Source organism: Streptomyces sp. NBC_00878 (assembly GCF_026341515.1).
In the GTDB taxonomy this organism is placed as follows: domain Bacteria; phylum Actinomycetota; class Actinomycetes; order Streptomycetales; family Streptomycetaceae; genus Streptomyces.
The window spans coordinates 804,005-819,920 of record NZ_JAPEOK010000001.1 but is presented as its reverse complement, the minus strand read 5'-3'; the positions used below and the strand labels follow the sequence as shown (position 1 = coordinate 819,920).

Genomic DNA, 15,916 nt, shown 5'->3' with positions numbered 1-15,916 from the left:
CGTAAAATTCCGCCTTCGAAAGCGAGCGCGGTTCGAGCGCGGCGCGGAACCCTAGGAACGGCAACGGCGATGACGGTGACAGAGGACAGCCAGGCGGCACCCGCCGTGGACACGGCTCAGGCCCCGGAAGGCTCGTACGGTCGCGGAATCGACCCGGAGAGGCTGGCCGTCTGCCTCAGCGTGCTCGACGAACTCGAGAAGATCGAGGTCGACCACCCCGACGCCATCGCCGTGCGCCGCGCCACCGCGGGCGTCTACCGCACGGTCAAGCAGCGCCGCCGCCAGGAGCGCCGGGCCGCCAAGACCGCCCACGACAAGGCGGTCACCGAGGCCACGGCCACCGGCTCCGCCCAGCGCATCGACGACGAGACCGAGGGCATCCTGCCGTCGTCGGTGACGGACGAGGGCCAGATCGCCGGGATACTGGAGCGCCCCCGCTCCTGCTACACCTGCAAGACCCGGTACGTCGAGGTCGACTACTTCTACCACCAGCTCTGCCAGAACTGCGCCGCCGAGAACCGCGCCCGCCGCGACGCGCGCACCGACCTCACCGGCAAGCGGGCGCTGCTCACGGGCGGCCGAGCCAAGATCGGCATGTACATCGCGCTGAGGCTGCTGCGGGACGGCGCGCACACCACGATCACCACGCGTTTCCCGAACGACGCGATCCGCCGCTTCAAGGCCATGCCCGACAGCGACGAGTGGATCGGCCGCCTGAAGATCGTCGGCATCGACCTGCGCGACCCCGCCCAGGTCGTCGCGCTCGCCGACTCGGTAGCCGCCGAGGGCCCGCTCGACATCCTGATCAACAACGCCGCCCAGACCGTACGCCGCTCCCCGGGCGCCTACAGCGAGCTGCTCGCCGCGGAGTCGGGGCCGCTGCCCGCCGGTGAACTGCCACCCGCCGAGGTGATCGGCACGTTCGGCTCCGGAGCGGTGTCCGCGCTTCCGGTTGCCGGGGGCGGCGCGCTCACCGCGCAGGACGTCACCGGCCTGGCTCTCGTGTCCGGCTCGGCGTCCCTCGAACGGATCGCGGCCGGTACGGCGATCGACGCGGGCGGCCTCGTGCCCGATCTGCACGACACCAACAGCTGGATCCAGGCCGTCGAGGAGGTCACGCCGGTCGAGCTCCTGGAGGTCCAGCTCTGCAACTCCACCGCGCCGTTCATCCTGATCAGCCGGTTGCGCGCGGCGATGGCGGCCGCCGGGGCGAAGCGCACGTACATCGTGAACGTCTCCGCCATGGAGGGTGTCTTCAACCGCGGCTACAAGGGCGCGGGCCACCCGCACACCAACATGGCCAAGGCCGCGCTCAACATGCTCACGCGCACCAGCGCCCAGGAGATGTTCGAGAAGGACGGCATCCTGATGACCGCGGTCGACACGGGGTGGATCACCGACGAGCGGCCGCATCCGGACAAGATGCGGCTCGCGGATGCCGGGTTCCACGCGCCGCTCGATCTGATCGACGGGGCGGCCCGGGTGTACGACCCGATCGTGCGGGGGGAACAGGGCGAGGACCTGTACGGGGTCTTCTTGAAGGATTACGCGCCTGGTAAGTGGTAGATGAAGGGGGCTTCGGAAGGGTGCTTGGGCGCCGTTCGGAAGCTGCGGGTTGGTGGGGGCTGGTCGCGCCCACGCGGCGGAGCCGCACCATGTCACAGCCCCGCGCCCCTCAGGAGGCGGTCCGACCCGGGGCTTGTGAGCGTAGGCGGTCGTGCACGGCGTACGGGGTCGCCGTGTGCGCTGCGCGCACCCTCGTTCCGCCGTCCACCAGTAGGTCCGTCCCTGTGACCCAGCCCGCCTCGTCGGAGGCCAGCCACGCCACGGCCCGGGCCACGTCCTCGGGCTCACCGATGCCGCCCAGTGGGAGTCCGGCCGCGAGTTCCTCCTCCGCCGACTCCCAGACGAAGCGGGCCATCTCGGTGCGTACGAGGCCGGGGGAGACGGAGTTGACGCGGACCCTCGGGGCCAGTTCGCCCGCGAGTTGTTGGGTGAGGTGGAGGAGGGCCGCCTTGCTCGTGCCGTACGCGCCCACGTTCGGGCCCACGTGTGTCGCGCCCTCGGTGCAGATGTTGACCACCGAGCCGCCGTGCTCGGCCATCCACGCCCGCCACGCGTACCGCACCAGCCGCAGTGGTGCCTCGACGTTGACCGTGAACGCCTCGCGCCAGAGGTCCGGGTCGGCGTCCATGAGCGGGCCGTAGGGCTGGTTGGTCGCGGCGTTGTTCACCACGATGTCGATACGGCCGAACGCGTCCATCGCCAGCTCGGTCAGCTCCCGCAGATGGGCCGGATCGGCGACGGTACCCGCGATCCCCACGGCACCCAGATCCGCGGCGGCCCGCCGCACCCCGTCGGCGTCGCGACCCGTGACGCAGACGCGCGCGCCCGCCGCCACGAGGGCCTCGGCGACCGCCAGCCCGATGCCACGCGAGGCCCCGGTGACGACGGCGGCCCTGCCCTGAAGTCCGTACGGCGACGTCATCCGCGTACCGTCTCATGACGGACCGTCAGTCAACAGGTCCTTGCCGGGCCGTACTTGTGCGGGGGCGGGTGGGTGTCAGCCGACGGTCCTCGGCCGGGCGTGACGTGCCGCGACCAGCTCCAGCACCGTGCGCCAGTCCTCAAGGACCCCGGCGTCCAGCCCGGACGCCCAGGAGGCCTCGTCCGCCTGCCGCAGAAGCAGGACATCGTCCATGACCGGGTCGTCCTCCCAGCCGTCCCTGTGGAGGCGTACGAGAACGGAGACCCGCGCGCCGAGCAGTGGCCGTACCGTGTCGGCCGCGTGGTCCGGGTGACGCGCGACGTCGCCCGGCCGCAACAGCTGCCCGATGACGTGCACCAGGCCCGCCACCTGGAGTTCCTTGTCGGCGGGGCGACTTCGACGCAGCAGCGCCGCGGTCTGCAGCGCGTGGTCGTGGAGATCGACCGGAGCGCCGCCGTGGTCCGCGGTGTTCCGGGAACCTCGACAGGCGTGCAGCAGATCCATCAGCTCTTCGACACTGCGCAGCTCCATGCGCCAGTCCTCCCTGCGGGCGAGAAAGGCCGTTGCCACGCGTCAGCAGATCATGGCCAGCTTTCAACCGAACCAACGGGAACTGAACTACGAGCCGTGGAGTGCCGTGGGAGCGCTGCCCTGCCCCGGGCAGGATTCCCGGGGCAGGGCAGGCCTGTCTCAGCAGCCTCGGTGGAGTGCCCTCGACTCAGTGCTCTCGGCTCAGTGGCCCCGGTCGATCCACTCCTGAAGGTGTGGTGCCTCGGCGCCGATCGTCGTCGAGTCGCCGTGGCCCGTACGGACCACGGTCTCCGCGGGCAGGGCGAGCAGCCGGGTCCGGATCGACTCGACGATCGTCGGGAAGTGGGAGAACGACCGGCCCGTCGCGCCCGGGCCGCCCTGGAACAGGGTGTCCCCGGTGAAGACCGTGCCCAGCTCCGGGGCGTACAGGCACACGGCGCCCGGTGCGTGCCCCGGCGTGTGCAGGACGGTCAGCTCCACGCCCGCCACGGACAGCTGCTGTCCGTCGGAGAGTTCTCCGTCCGGCAGGCGGTCCGGGTGGGTCTGCTTCCACAGGGGGAGGTCGTCCGGGTGGAGCAGGATCGGAGCGCCGGTGCGGGCCGCGAGGGCGGGGGCCGCGTCGATGTGGTCGTTGTGGGCGTGGGTGCAGACGACGGCCCGCAGTGTGCGGTCGCCGAGGGCCTCGGCGATGGCGTCGGCGTCGTGCGCCGCGTCGATGACCACCGCCTCGGAGTCGTCACCCACGATCCAGACGTTGTTGTCGACGTCCCAGGTGCCGCCGTCGAGGCTGAACGTGCCCGACGTGACCAGATGCTCGATACGGGCGGCCATCACAGCATCACCACCGAGCGCAGTACGTCGCCCTGGTGCATGCGGTCGAAGGCCTGCTCCACCGCGTCCAGCTCGATCGTCTCGGTCACGAAGGCCGCCAGGTCCAGGCGTCCCTGCTGGTGGAGGTCGATCAGCATCGGGAAGTCGCGCGAGGGAAGACAGTCGCCGTACCAGGACGACTTGAGCGCGCCGCCGCGGCCGAAGACGTCCAGCAGCGGCAGCTCCAGCTTCATCTCCGGTGTCGGCACACCGACCAGGACCACCGTGCCCGCGAGATCCCGGGCGTAGAACGCCTGCTTGTACGTCTCGGGGCGGCCGACGGCCTCGATGACGACATCGGCGCCATGGCCGCCGGTCAGCTCGCGGATCGCCTCGACGGGGTCCGTCTCCTTGGAGTTGACCGTGTGGGTGGCGCCCATCGTGCGGGCCTTCTCCAGCTTCCGGTCGTCGATGTCGACCGCGATGATCCGCGCGGCGCCGGCGAGGTTCGCGCCGGCGATGGCCGCGTCTCCGACGCCCCCGCAGCCGATGACGGCCACCGAGTCGCCACGGCCCACGTTGCCGGTGTTGATGGCCGCGCCGATGCCGGCCATCACGCCGCAGCCGAGCAGGCCCGCGACCGCGGGGGACACGGACGGGTCGACCTTGGTGCACTGGCCGGCGGCGACCAGGGTCTTCTCGGCGAAGGCGCCGATGCCCAGGGCGGGGGAGAGCTCCGTGCCGTCCTCCAGGGTCATCTTCTGCTTGGCGTTGTGCGTGTTGAAGCAGTACCAGGGGCGGCCGCGCAGACAGGCGCGGCACTGGCCGCACACCGCACGCCAGTTGAGGACGACGAAGTCGCCGGGTGCCACGTCGGTGACGCCCTCGCCGACCGCTTCCACCACACCGGCCGCCTCGTGGCCGAGGAGGAAGGGGTAGTCGTCGCTGATGCCGCCCTGCTTGTAGTGCAGGTCGGTGTGGCAGACCCCGCAGGCCTGCACTTGCACCACGGCCTCGCCGGGACCCGGGTCCGGGATGAGAATGGTCCGGATCTGCACCGGCTCGTTCTTGCCGGGGGCGATGACACCGCGTACCTGCTGGGCGGCCATGTCGGGCTCCTTCGCGTGGACAATGGGACGTCGATCATGTTGGCACAGGGCCAGTCGGGTGTATCCGCGCCTGTGGACAACCGGGTGAAACTCGCCCGACCGGCGGCCGAACGGACCCCAAAGACTTCAGATGGTTACACCTTGTTTTCGGCCCCATCGAGCGGGCGCCCGCTCATTTGGTTACCCTGTACGCGACGGACAGCCTATTTGGGTCCCACCCACACCCACGGTCCGTCCCGGGACAAGCCGGTTCACCACGGCCTGCTCTCATATGAGTTGACTGGCGCCACCGCGTCCGAAGTGCCTCTATTCAGACCCGAGCGGGAGTCAGGCGACCGACAGCAGAGTGGTCCTGCACGCCCCGCGGGTGACCGACACATAAGGAGTGCGCGGTGACACCAGAGACGACGAATCGCGAGAAGCGCCCCAAGGAACCTACGGAGGGCGGGAGCCGCCGGCCCGACGAGCTCGGCAGCCTCGAGGTGTGGGCCAGGTCCGCCCCCATCCGTCTGGCGGGCTACGAGGACGACCTCGCCGAGCCCCACATCCTGCCCAGCGTGGACTGACCGCCAGGTCCACCAGCACCCTCGCGATCGCTGATCAGCATGGGCGTGCCAGACTCACGCCCATGCTGATCAGAGAAGCCGCGGCCGACGACTGGCCGCGGATCTGGCCTTTCTGGCACCGCATCGTCGCCGCCGCCGAGACCTACACCTGGGACCCGGACACCTCCGAAGAGGACGCCCGCGCCCTGTGGATGGCCCGGGGCAAGCGGGTGTACGTGGCCGAGGACGCCACGGGAGCCGTGGTCGGCTCCGCCTACGTCACCCCCAACTACGGCGGCCCCGCCGCCCGCATCGCCAACGCCGCCTTCATGGTCGACCCGGACCGCTCGGGCCAGGGCATCGGCCGAGCCCTCGCCAACCACATCCTGGAAACGGCCAAGGCCGACGGCTACCGAGCGATGGTCTTCAACGCGGTGGTCGAAACCAACCCCGCGGTGAAACTGTGGACGTCCCTGGGCTTCACGATCCTGGGCACGATCCCGGACGCCTACGACCACCCGACCCACGGCAGAGTGGGCCTGCACGTCATGCACCGCGCTCTCTGACCGATAGGGGCCAGGGGTAACTGCCTTCTTTCAGGGGCGCGGGGAACTGCGCGACCAGCCACACACAGCCCGCAGTCGACCTACGACCCTCCCCGCGAAGCCCCCCGCGGAGCTGAGCCGCCGCGCTTGGACATTCGCTGCGGTCCTCTTGGACTTTTCGCGCCGCGAGCGTACGGATGTTCCCAAGGAGTGGCAGGTCATCCGACCACTGGCTCAACCCGTCTGACTTCAGACCCCATTGACAGGCCCTGGAGCCAGCTCAATCATCACACCTCCGATGAATGGGAGGGGTGCCCGTGCGTGCGGAAGCCAGGAGCGCTGAAGGCAAGAGCAGGGGTCCAAGACGATCCCGGCTGGTCGGCGTCGTGGCGGCGCTGCTGCTGCTCGCGGTCCCGGCCCCGGCGGCTCAGGCGGCCGGAGGGGCATCCGGAACGGCCGGAGGGGCCGAGAAGGCAGGCCCCGCGACCCCTGTCACCGTTCCCGCGCTGTCCGACTGGGCGCCGGATTCCGGACAATACGTCTACGGCCGCGGCGCGCGCCTCGTCGCGGACGGAACGGCCGAGCGCCGCGTCGCCGACACCCTCGCCGAGGACCTGCGCGCGGCGGGCCACGGCACCGTCCCCGTCGTCGGCGGGGGAGCACGTACGGGAGACATCGTCATCGACGTCGCGCCCGCCAGAACCGCGCTCGGGAAGGAGGGGTACGAACTCCGCGCGGGCGAACGCCTGTCGGTGACGGGCGCCACCGAGACCGGCGCCTTCTACGGCACCCGGACCCTCCTCCAACTCCTCGCCCAGAGCGACCGGTTGCCCGCCGGACGCACGGTCGACGTGCCGCAGTACGAGGAGCGCGGTGTCGGCGTCTGCGCCTGCTACATCCACATCACGACGGCCTGGCTGGAGAACCTCGTACGCGACATGGCGTACCACAGGCTCAACCAGCTGCTGCTCGAACTCAAGGTGAAGAGCGACGCGCACCCCGAAGCCAACACCTGGGGCTACTACACCAAGGACGAGATACGAAGCCTCGTCGCCCTCGGCGAGAAGTACCACGTCACGATCGTCCCGGAGATCAACTCCCCGGGACACATGGACCCGTGGATCGAGAACCGCCCGGACCTCCAGCTCGCCGACTCCGACGGCAACAAGCAGCCGTCCCGGCTCGACATCACGCGCCCCGAGGCCTTCGCCTACTACACGAGCCTGATGGACGAGTACGCCGAGGTGTTCACGTCCGACTCCTGGCACATGGGCGCCGACGAGTACATGCTCGGCTCCGACTTCGCCAAGTACCCACAGGTCCTGGAGTACGCCCGGGCGAAGTACGGCGCGAACGCCACCCCGCAGGACGCGTTCATCGACTTCGTCAACCGCGTCCACGCCCACGCGGCGGACAAGGGCAAGAAGCTGCGCATCTGGAACGACGGTCTCACCGGCGCCAACACCGTGCCCGTCACGGCCGCGACGACGGTCGAGCACTGGCTGAACGTGGCGACGAAGCCCAGCCAACTCCGAGCCCAGGGCTACCCGTTGATGAACGCGGCCTACGCCCTCTATCTCGTACGCGGCGGCTTCCACTCGGACACCAAGGGCCTGTACGAGCAGAGTTGGGACCCGCGCAGCTTCGAGGGCGAGAAGCTCACCTCGCGCGAGGGCATCACCGGAGCCAAGATCAGCCTCTGGCCCGACAACGGGCGCGGCGAGACCGAGAACGAGGTCGCGCAAGACACCGACCCGGCCCTGCGCCACGTCGCCCAGGCCACCTGGGGCAGCCCCCACCCGGACGCCACGTACGCGCAGTTCACCGCTCGCGCGGCTGCCGTGGGCCACGCGCCCGGATGGCGGGACCTCACCCGCGTACCGGTCGCGGACGGGACGTACACCTTCCGGGCGGGGACCGTGTCCGTCACGGCCGAGGTGAAGCGCACCCCGGACGGCTACGTGACCTTGAAGACCGCGAACGGCTGTCTCGACATACGCGGCGGCAGGCTCACCCTCAACGTGCCGCTCCAGCCCGGCATCGAGGTGTCCCGGCAGACCTGCGACGCCGCGAACACCTTGCAGCGCTGGCAGTTGGTGCCCGCGCAGGACGGCTACCGGCTCGTCAACGCGATCACACAGATGGCCGTGCATGTGACCGATGACGGTCGGCTCGTGCAGTACCCGCCTGACCAACAGAGCCCTGCCGTATGGCAGTTGGCTGCCGGATGACCGTAGACCCGTAGACCCGTAGCCCCGTAGGTCCCTAGCTCCGTCGACCCGTTGGTTGATCATCCCTGACCTGAGGAGTCCGACCCGCATGGAAGTCTCCAGACGTCTCTTCGTCACGGCAGCCGCCGCTCTCGCCGCGTCCAGCGGTACGTCACTGGCCCGCGCGTCCTCCGCCACCACCTCCGCGTCCGCGTCCGCCTCCGCTGCCTCCGCTTCCGCCGCCTCTGCCGAGGAGCCGTGGTACCGGATTCCCGTCAGCCCGGACGACACCGCGGAGGAGCTGGTCAGCAAGGCTTCCCAAGTACGGCCCACGGAACGGCAGATCGCCTGGCAGGCCCTCGAACGCACCGCCTTCCTGCACTTCGGCGTGAATACCTTCACCGGCCTCGAATGGGGTACCGGGGACGAGGACCCCGACGTCTTCCAGCCGGTCGGCCTCGACACCGACCAGTGGGCCCGCGCCCTGCGCGACGGCGGCTTCAAGCTCGCCATCCTCACCGTCAAGCACCACGACGGCTTCGTGCTCTACCGGTCGCGGTACACCAACCACTCGGTGGCGTCGAGCAGTTGGCAGGGCGGACAGGGTGACGTCCTGCGTTCCTTCGCCGACTCGATGCGCCGCCATGGCATCAAGGTCGGCGTCTACATCTCACCGGCCGACGAGAACCAGTACCTGCACGGCGTGTACGCCAACGGCAGTGCCCGCTCCGAGCGCACCATCCCCACCCCGGTCCCCGGCGACGACCGCCCGGACGGGCCCACCTTCAGGCTCCCGGCCACCGACTACGGCGCCCATATGCTCGACCAGCTCTACGAGGTTCTCACCGAGTACGGGCCTGTCGACGAGGTCTGGTTCGACGGTGCCCAGGGCCGGATCCCGCCGGACCAGGTCGAGACGTACGACTGGGACAGCTGGTACATGCTGATCCGGACACTCGTGCCGGACGCCACGGTCGCCGTGTCCGGACCCGACGTGCGCTGGGTCGGCAACGAGGGCGGGTTCGCCCGCGAGAACGAGTGGAGCGTCGTACCCGTCCAGGAGAAGGACAACGGGCGCATGGACTTCGCCCTCTCGTACGACGCGCCCGACATGGGCGGCCGGGACGCCCTGGTCGCCGCGCGGCCCGTGGCCGACTACCTGCAGTGGTGGCCGGCCGAGGCCGACGTGTCCATCCGGGACGGATGGTTCTACCACGCCGACCAACAGCCCAAGTCCGTACAGCAGTTGACGGACATCTACTTCGGCTCGGTGGGCCGCAACGCGGTACTCCTGCTCAACATCCCGCCGGACGAGCAGGGCCTCCTCCCGGCCGCCGACGTCACCCGCCTACGGGAGTTCCGCGAACGAATCGACCGGGAGTTGCCGGAGGACCTGGCGGGCGGAGCCCGGGGCACCACTTCCCCGGGCACGATCACGGTCGACCTCGGCCGCGCCCGCGAGGTGAACCGTATCCGCCTCGCCGAGGACATCCGACACGGGCAACAGGTGGAGAGCTTCGTGGTCGAGGCCCAGCCCGGCGCCGGCGGTGCCTGGGCGCGGGTGGCTGAGGCGGGCACACTCGGCGCCAGCCGCATCCTGCTCCTGCCAACTCCCGTACGGGCAAGGCACTGGCGCGTACGAGTAACACAGTCACGCCAACCGCCACACCTGACCCAGTTCGCCCTGTACCGCTCGCGCCTCTGAGGGAGCGGCCACCGTTGCACCCTCAGGGGTGCGGGGCTGTGACATCTGCGGCTCCGCCGCGTGGGCGCGACCAGCCACAACGGACCCGCAGACGCAACACAGCCCCCCACTCCCCCCCGCCCCTTCCCGCTCAAGCCCCGCAGGGCCCCGTACTCTCCCGCTCGATCAACCGCGGCACCGGCACCCGCACAGTCCGCGCGGGCCCCCCGTCCACCAGCGAGGTCAATTCCTTCGCGGCCGTCCGGCCGAACTCCACCGTGTCGCGGGACAGCGCCGACAGCCACGGCTTGACCATGCGGCACAGCGCCGAGTCCTCCCAGGCCACGACCGAGACGTCACCCGGCACCGAGAAGCCCAGCTCGGTCGCCGCGGCGACTCCGGCGACGGCCATCACGTCGTTGTCGTAGACCAGCGCGGTAGGCGGTGACCCGCCCTCCAGAACCCCGCCTTCGAGGACCCGGCGCGTCACGGCGGCCCCCTCCGCGTCCGAGTAGTCCGTGGTCACCGAGCGCACCTCGGCGAGCCCGCGCCGCTCGGCCTCGGCGCGCAGCGTACGGATCCGGCGCTCGGTGTGCGCGAGGCCGGGCAGCCCCGCGATATGCACGATCCGGCGGTGCCCCAGCGCGGACAGCCGGTCCACGACCGAGGCCATCGCGCCCGCGTCGTCCGCCCAGACGGTCGACAGACCCGGGTGCCGCGCGTCCGGCGCCCCGCCGATGACCACAGCGGGCAGGCCCAGCTCGTCCAGCAGGTCCGGGCGTACGTCGTCGGTCCGGGGGTCGACGACCATCACCCCGTCCACCCGGTGCTCCGCCCACCAGCGCCGGTACACCACGCACTCGTCGTCGACGTCCTCGACCACCTGGAAGAGCAGGCCGAGATGACGCTCCGCCAGGACTTCCTGGATGCCGGAGATGAGCTGAAGGAAGAACGAGTCCACGCCCAGGGTGTCGGCGGGCCTGGCCACGACGAGACCGACCGTCGCCGCGCCCTCGCCGGACAGCTGGCGCGCGGCCGTGCTGGGCCGCCAGCCCAGTTGCTCGGCGACCCGGCGCACCCGGTCCCGGGTGATCTCGGAGACCCCGGGCCGGTCGTTGAGCGCGAAGGAGACCGCGCTCTCGGAGACCCCGGCGCGCTGCGCGATGTCCTTCATCGTCGGCCGGCGCGCGGGAGACCGCTTGGCTGGCAACCTTGCTCCCCATTTCCCTGAAGGCCTGCTCAATGGAGCTCTGCACTAATGCGCTTGAGCCAGATCACTCTAAAGCGCATTAGTGATCGGCTGCAAGAGTCGACTCGCAATCCTTTGAGCAGGGCTAATGCTCAGCTAATGAATTTAGCGGGGTGGAATCCATTGACTTCCCCGCCGGGATGGATGCAAGGTCTGCCCGTCACCCCGACCCACGCCGTCGCAACCCCTCGCAACCTCTCGCAACCGTCGCAAAGGAGCCCGGTCACCGTGCGCATGCCTCGCAGAGCACTCGCCGCCGCTGTCGTCGCCCTGGTCCTGCCGCTCAGCGCCTGCGGCTCCGGAGGTGACGACAGCGGTTCCACGGACGCCTCCGGCAAGGTCGAGGGCGACATCACCTTCCAGACCTGGAACCTGAGGGCCAACTTCAAGCCGTACTTCGAGGGCCTGATCGCCGACTTCGAGAAGAAGTACCCCGGCACGAAGGTGAAGTGGGTCGACCAGCCCGCCGAGGGCTACGCCGACAAGATCAGCGCGGACGCGGCCGGCGGCACCCTGCCCGACGTCGTGAACGTCTCGCCCGACCTCGTCGCCCCGCTCGCCAAGGCGGGCCTCGCGCTCGACCTCGACAAGGCCGCCGCGAAGTACAGGAAGGAGTACCTGCCGGGCGCCTGGGCGAGCCACGAGATACCGGGCATGGAGGGTACGTACGCCTTCCCCTGGTATCTGAACACCGGCCCGCTCTTCTACAACAAGTCGCTGTTCAAGGAGGCGGGTCTGGACGCCTCGAAGCCCCCGAAGACGTACGACGAACTGTTCGCCGACGCCCTGGAGTTGGCGGAGAAGAGTGACGGCAAGGTCGCCACCCTCGCCAATGTGCCCACCATCGAGGACTTCGGGCGGTACGGCGTCGAGCTGATGAACAAGGAAGGCACCGGCTTTGCCTTCAATGATGCCAAGGGAGTCGAACTCCTCACCAAGTACAAGGAGTTGTACGACGCCAAGGCGCTCGACTCGCAGGCGCTGACCGCGACCCCCGAGTCGTCCGGCAAGAAGTTCCTGACCGAGGCCGTCGCCATGAACCCCGGCAGCGCCCTGGACCTCGGCAACTTCAAGAAGCAGGCGCCGAACCTCTACAAGAACATCGGTATCACCGACCAGATCACCAGCACCGGCAAGGTCAACATGTACGTGATGGGTGTGATGGTCAACGCCCGGACCAAGCGGACGCCCGCGGCGGTCGCCTTCGCGCACTACGTCACCGACGCGCAGAACCAGATGTCGTTCGCCAAGAAGGTCGCGATCTTCCCGAGCACCGCCGGTTCGCTGGACGACCCGTACTTCACCACGGAGGACGGCACGGACGAGACCCGCGTCCGGATCGCCGCCGCCAAGTCCCTGAAGAACGCGGTCAATTACACGCCGGTCCTGTTCAGCGAGCAGATGAAGACCGAGCTGCGGAACTCCGTCGCCAAGGCGCTGCAGGGCAAGGAGAGCCCCAAGGTGGCTCTCGACAACGCTGTCAAGGCGTGCGACCGGCTGCTCAAGCAGCAGGGCTGACCGACATGGCGAGTTCCTCCAGCACCGCGTCCTCCGGCGCCGCCGCCCCCGGCACTGGTTCCTCTGGTACCACTTCCTCCGGTACGGCTTCCCCGAGGACCGCGCGGGTGCGGCGCCAACTCCCCACCAGTCCCTGGCTGTTCGCCGCCCCGGGGCTGCTGGTCGTGGGCATCTTCATCCTCTACCCGTTCGTGTCGACGCTGGTCAACGCCTTCACCGACCGCCGGACCCTGATCCCCGGCGAGTTCGTGGGCCTGGCCAACTTCCGGGAGCTGCTGCACGACGAGATGTTCTGGATCGGCCTGCGCAACAGCACGCTGTACGTCCTCGGGGTGGTCCCCGCGCTCGTCCTGCTGCCCCTGCTGCTCGCGCTCCTGGTCCAGAAGAACATCCCCGGCATCGCCTTCTTCCGGTCGGCCTTCTACACCCCGGTCGTCGCGTCCATCGTCGTGGTGGGACTCATCTGGGTGTGGCTGCTCGACGAACGCGGCCTGGTGAACTCGCTGTTGGAGACGATCGGCATCGGCAGGGTCGGCTTCCTCAGCGACCAGTGGCTGATTCTGCTGAGCGCCATGGCCGTCACGGTCTGGAAGGGCCTCGGCTACTACATGATCATTTATCTGGCCGCGCTCGCCAACGTGCCGCGCGAATTGCACGAGGCAGCGTCGGTGGACGGCGCGGGCGCGATCCGCCGCTTCCTCACGGTCACCGTGCCCGCCGTCCGTTCCACGATGGTGCTGGTCGGCGCGCTCTCCTCGGTCTTCGCCTTCAAGGTGTTCTCCGAGGTGTATCTGATGGCGGGCCCGGACGGCGGCCCGGCGGGCGAGGACACCACTCTCGTGATGCTCGTGCAGCGCACCGGCACCGGCCTCACCGGCCGGGTCGGCTACGCCTCCGCCATCTCGGTCGTCGTCTTCGTCGTCACCGTCGCGCTGATGCTGCTCGTGCTGCGCGCCGACCGGAAGGAGGACGCGTGAGCGTCGCCGAGAAGGTGCGCGAGGCGCCGGCCCCCATGGAGGCACCCCGCCGCAAGAGTGTCACCGACGAGCACGGCCGAAGCATCCGGGTGTGGGAACTCGCCCTGCGCTACCTGCTGTTGATCGCCGTCCTCGCCCTCACCGTCGGGCCGTTCGTGTGGCAGCTGTCCACCTCGCTGAAGGGCCCGACCGAGGACATCTTCAGCTCGCCGCCCAAGTTCCTGCCGAGAGACCCGACCCTCCACAACTACGAGCGCGTCGCCGAGACCATCCCCGTATGGGACTACGCCCTCAACTCGCTGAAGGTCGCCACCGCCAACGTCGTGACGAACTGCGTCGGTTCGGCGCTCGCGGGCTATGCGCTGGCCCGGCTGCGCTACCGCGGACGCAAAGTGGCCACGCTCGTGTTCATCTTCGCGATGCTCGTGCCTCTGGAGGGCATCATCATCGCCCAGTTCACGACGATGCGTGAGCTCGGTCTGAACAACACCCTCGTCGGGGTCGTCCTGCCCGGCTGCATCGGCGCGATGAACGTCCTGCTGATGCGCAACGCGTTCCTCAACCTCCCGTACGAGATGGAGGAGGCGGCCTACGTGGACGGCGCGAACGTCTGGCAGCGGTTCCTGCGGATCGCCCTGCCCTCGGTGAAGGGCACCCTCGCCGTCGTCGCGATCTTCGCCTTCATGGGCGCCTGGGACGACTTCCTGTGGCCGCTCATCGTGCTCAGTGATCCGGACAAGTTCACCCTGACCATCGGCCTCAACTACCTGCACGGCACCTTCGCCAACGACGAACGGCTCGTCGCCGCGGGCACGATCATCGCCGTAGCACCGCTGATCGCCCTCTTCGCCTGCCTCCAGCGGTACTTCTTCCGCGGAGTCGGCGAGGGCGCGGTCAAGGGGTGAGCCCCGGCAACCACGGGCGGCTCACCCGCCCACACCACGACACGGGCTCACCTGCTCACAAGGCCCCACGCCCCCACGTACGCACCCCAGAACCAGGACTCCCGCATGCCGCCTTCTGCCGTGCGCTTCGGCGTCAACTACACCCCGAGCGAAGGGTGGTTCCACCACTGGCTGGACTTCGACCTCGACTCCGTACGGGCCGATCTCGACTCCATCGCCGCACTCGGCATGGACCACATCCGGGTCTTCCCGATCTGGCCCTACTTCCAGCCGAACCGCTGGCTGATCCGCCCGCGGGCCGTGGCGCAGCTCGTCGACCTGGCGGACGCGGCCGCCGAGCGCGGCCTCGACGTCAACGTCGACGGTCTGCAAGGGCACTTGTCCAGCTTCGACTTCCTGCCGGCGTGGACGCAGACCTGGCACCGGCGGAGTCTGTTCACCGATCCCGAGGTGGTCCAGGGGCAGGCGGAGTACCTGCGGACCCTCGCGGCGGCCCTCGCCGACCGGCCCAACTTCATCGGCATGACTGTCGGTAACGAGGTCAACCAGTTCTCGGCGGGCCCCCATCCGGACCCCGACCGCGCGGAGCCCGGCCAGATCGACGCCTGGCTGGAGCGGATGCTCGCGGCCTGTGAGAAGGGCGCGCCGGGCAAACTGCATCTGCACGCGGAGTACGACGCGGCCTGGTACCAGGACGACATGCCGTTCACCCCGGCCCAGGCCGCCCGGCGCGGCGCGGTGACCGCCGTGCACTCGTGGGTCTTCAACGGCACGGCCCAGCGGCACGGACGTACCGGAGTCGCGACCGAGCACCACGCCGCCTATCTGATCGAGCTGTCCAAGGCCTGGGCCGACGACCCGTCCCGTCCGGTCTGGCTCCAGGAGGTCGGCGCCCCGGCACCGCTGGTCCCCGCCGAACACGCCGCCGCCTTCACCGAGGCGACCGTGGCGAACGCGCTCGACTGCGCCGACCTGTGGGGCATCACCTGGTGGTGCTCCCACGACGTGTCCCGTGATCTCGCCGACTTTCCCGAACTCGAATATGGTCTAGGCCTGTTGACCAACGACCGTCACCCCAAGGACAGTGCGCGCGTGCTCGCCCGCATGGCCCGCTCGACCCGCGAGCACCCGCACCCGCCGAAGACCCGCACCACCGCGCTCGTCGTCCCCGCCGGCCGCTCGCTCTGCGCGCCCGGCGGACCCGTCTACGAGGCGTTCTTCCGGCTCACCGCCGACGGCGCCCGCCCGACCACCGTGCTCGCCACTCGCGCGGACGACGAGGAACACCTCGCAGCCCGCGGCATCACCGAAGTCGTCACTCCCGACCAGGTTCCGTAACCCCCCA

Annotated in this window: 14 protein-coding genes; 9 read left to right on the top strand and 5 right to left on the bottom strand. The window is 69.6% G+C overall.

Features of this window, described 5'->3' with window-relative positions:
• The first annotated feature begins 69 nt into the window (after positions 1 to 69).
• Positions 70 to 1,566: an SDR family NAD(P)-dependent oxidoreductase gene (locus OHA11_RS03275; protein ID WP_266491747.1), complete on the top strand. Its 1,497-nt coding sequence runs from the start codon at positions 70 to 72 to the stop codon at positions 1,564 to 1,566.
• Between the two features lie 109 nt (positions 1,567 to 1,675).
• Here OHA11_RS03275 and OHA11_RS03270 read toward each other — a convergent pair whose 3' ends face one another.
• The 4 genes from OHA11_RS03270 to OHA11_RS03255 all read right to left on the bottom strand — a co-directional run bounded on the left by OHA11_RS03270 (position 1,676) and on the right by OHA11_RS03255 (position 4,938).
• Positions 1,676 to 2,488 (bottom strand): SDR family oxidoreductase, encoded by an 813-nt coding sequence (locus OHA11_RS03270; protein ID WP_266491745.1) that lies wholly within the window; start codon positions 2,486 to 2,488, stop codon positions 1,676 to 1,678.
• Between the two features lie 75 nt (positions 2,489 to 2,563).
• Complete coding sequence (locus OHA11_RS03265; RefSeq protein WP_266506905.1) at positions 2,564 to 3,019, bottom strand: hypothetical protein; 456 nt, start codon at positions 3,017 to 3,019, stop codon at positions 2,564 to 2,566.
• A 201-nt stretch (positions 3,020 to 3,220) separates the two neighbouring features.
• Entirely contained in the window at positions 3,221 to 3,850 is a 630-nt protein-coding gene (locus tag OHA11_RS03260) for an MBL fold metallo-hydrolase (protein WP_266491744.1), read from the bottom strand.
• Positions 3,850 to 4,938: an S-(hydroxymethyl)mycothiol dehydrogenase gene (locus tag OHA11_RS03255; protein ID WP_266491743.1), complete on the bottom strand. Its 1,089-nt coding sequence runs from the start codon at positions 4,936 to 4,938 to the stop codon at positions 3,850 to 3,852. The genes OHA11_RS03260 and OHA11_RS03255 overlap by 1 nt, the downstream gene beginning before the upstream one ends.
• Before the next feature lie 392 nt (positions 4,939 to 5,330).
• Between OHA11_RS03255 and OHA11_RS03250 the strand changes: the two genes are divergently transcribed.
• The 4 genes from OHA11_RS03250 (at position 5,331) to OHA11_RS03235 (ending at position 9,943) form a co-directional block, all read left to right on the top strand.
• Positions 5,331 to 5,504: a hypothetical protein gene (locus OHA11_RS03250; protein WP_266491741.1), complete on the top strand. Its 174-nt coding sequence runs from the start codon at positions 5,331 to 5,333 to the stop codon at positions 5,502 to 5,504.
• Between the two features lie 62 nt (positions 5,505 to 5,566).
• Positions 5,567 to 6,049 (top strand): GNAT family N-acetyltransferase, encoded by a 483-nt coding sequence (locus OHA11_RS03245; protein ID WP_266491739.1) that lies wholly within the window; start codon positions 5,567 to 5,569, stop codon positions 6,047 to 6,049.
• Between the two features lie 281 nt (positions 6,050 to 6,330).
• Positions 6,331 to 8,259 (top strand): family 20 glycosylhydrolase, encoded by a 1,929-nt coding sequence (locus tag OHA11_RS03240; RefSeq protein WP_266491737.1) that lies wholly within the window; start codon positions 6,331 to 6,333, stop codon positions 8,257 to 8,259.
• Between the two features lie 88 nt (positions 8,260 to 8,347).
• Positions 8,348 to 9,943 (top strand): alpha-L-fucosidase, encoded by a 1,596-nt coding sequence (locus tag OHA11_RS03235; protein WP_266491736.1) that lies wholly within the window; start codon positions 8,348 to 8,350, stop codon positions 9,941 to 9,943.
• Positions 9,944 to 10,073: 130 nt separating this feature from the next.
• On the opposite strand, the gene OHA11_RS03230 is transcribed toward OHA11_RS03235, so the two are convergent.
• Positions 10,074 to 11,132 (bottom strand): LacI family DNA-binding transcriptional regulator, encoded by a 1,059-nt coding sequence (locus OHA11_RS03230; RefSeq protein WP_266491735.1) that lies wholly within the window; start codon positions 11,130 to 11,132, stop codon positions 10,074 to 10,076.
• Between the two features lie 273 nt (positions 11,133 to 11,405).
• On the opposite strand from OHA11_RS03230, the gene OHA11_RS03225 reads away from it, so the two are divergent.
• From OHA11_RS03225 to OHA11_RS03210, 4 genes are all read left to right on the top strand, one after another.
• Positions 11,406 to 12,689, top strand: a complete 1,284-nt coding sequence (locus OHA11_RS03225; protein ID WP_266506904.1) for an ABC transporter substrate-binding protein — start codon at positions 11,406 to 11,408, stop codon at positions 12,687 to 12,689.
• Positions 12,690 to 12,694: 5 nt separating this feature from the next.
• Complete coding sequence (locus OHA11_RS03220; RefSeq protein WP_266491733.1) at positions 12,695 to 13,666, top strand: carbohydrate ABC transporter permease; 972 nt, start codon at positions 12,695 to 12,697, stop codon at positions 13,664 to 13,666.
• Positions 13,667 to 13,701: 35 nt separating this feature from the next.
• Complete coding sequence (locus OHA11_RS03215) at positions 13,702 to 14,571, top strand: carbohydrate ABC transporter permease (RefSeq protein WP_266506903.1); 870 nt, start codon at positions 13,702 to 13,704, stop codon at positions 14,569 to 14,571.
• Between the two features lie 105 nt (positions 14,572 to 14,676).
• Entirely contained in the window at positions 14,677 to 15,909 is a 1,233-nt protein-coding gene (locus tag OHA11_RS03210; RefSeq protein WP_266491731.1) for a glycosyl hydrolase, read from the top strand.
• Positions 15,910 to 15,916 lie beyond the last annotated feature (7 nt).

Bases quoted from the DNA above. Each gene is read 5' to 3' on its own strand.
- OHA11_RS03275 (WP_266491747.1), top strand. From the start codon at position 70: ATGACGGTGACAGAGGACAGCCAGGCGGCACCCGCCGTGGACACGGCT.
- OHA11_RS03270 (WP_266491745.1), bottom strand. From the start codon at position 2,488: ATGACGTCGCCGTACGGACTTCAGGGCAGGGCCGCCGTCGTCACCGGG.
- OHA11_RS03265 (WP_266506905.1), bottom strand. From the start codon at position 3,019: ATGGAGCTGCGCAGTGTCGAAGAGCTGATGGATCTGCTGCACGCCTGT.
- OHA11_RS03260 (WP_266491744.1), bottom strand. From the start codon at position 3,850: ATGGCCGCCCGTATCGAGCATCTGGTCACGTCGGGCACGTTCAGCCTC.
- OHA11_RS03255 (WP_266491743.1), bottom strand. From the start codon at position 4,938: ATGGCCGCCCAGCAGGTACGCGGTGTCATCGCCCCCGGCAAGAACGAG.
- OHA11_RS03245 (WP_266491739.1), top strand. From the start codon at position 5,567: ATGCTGATCAGAGAAGCCGCGGCCGACGACTGGCCGCGGATCTGGCCT.
- OHA11_RS03240 (WP_266491737.1), top strand. From the start codon at position 6,331: ATGGGAGGGGTGCCCGTGCGTGCGGAAGCCAGGAGCGCTGAAGGCAAG.
- OHA11_RS03235 (WP_266491736.1), top strand. From the start codon at position 8,348: ATGGAAGTCTCCAGACGTCTCTTCGTCACGGCAGCCGCCGCTCTCGCC.
- OHA11_RS03225 (WP_266506904.1), top strand. From the start codon at position 11,406: ATGCCTCGCAGAGCACTCGCCGCCGCTGTCGTCGCCCTGGTCCTGCCG.
- OHA11_RS03220 (WP_266491733.1), top strand. From the start codon at position 12,695: ATGGCGAGTTCCTCCAGCACCGCGTCCTCCGGCGCCGCCGCCCCCGGC.
- OHA11_RS03215 (WP_266506903.1), top strand. From the start codon at position 13,702: ATGGAGGCACCCCGCCGCAAGAGTGTCACCGACGAGCACGGCCGAAGC.
- OHA11_RS03210 (WP_266491731.1), top strand. From the start codon at position 14,677: ATGCCGCCTTCTGCCGTGCGCTTCGGCGTCAACTACACCCCGAGCGAA.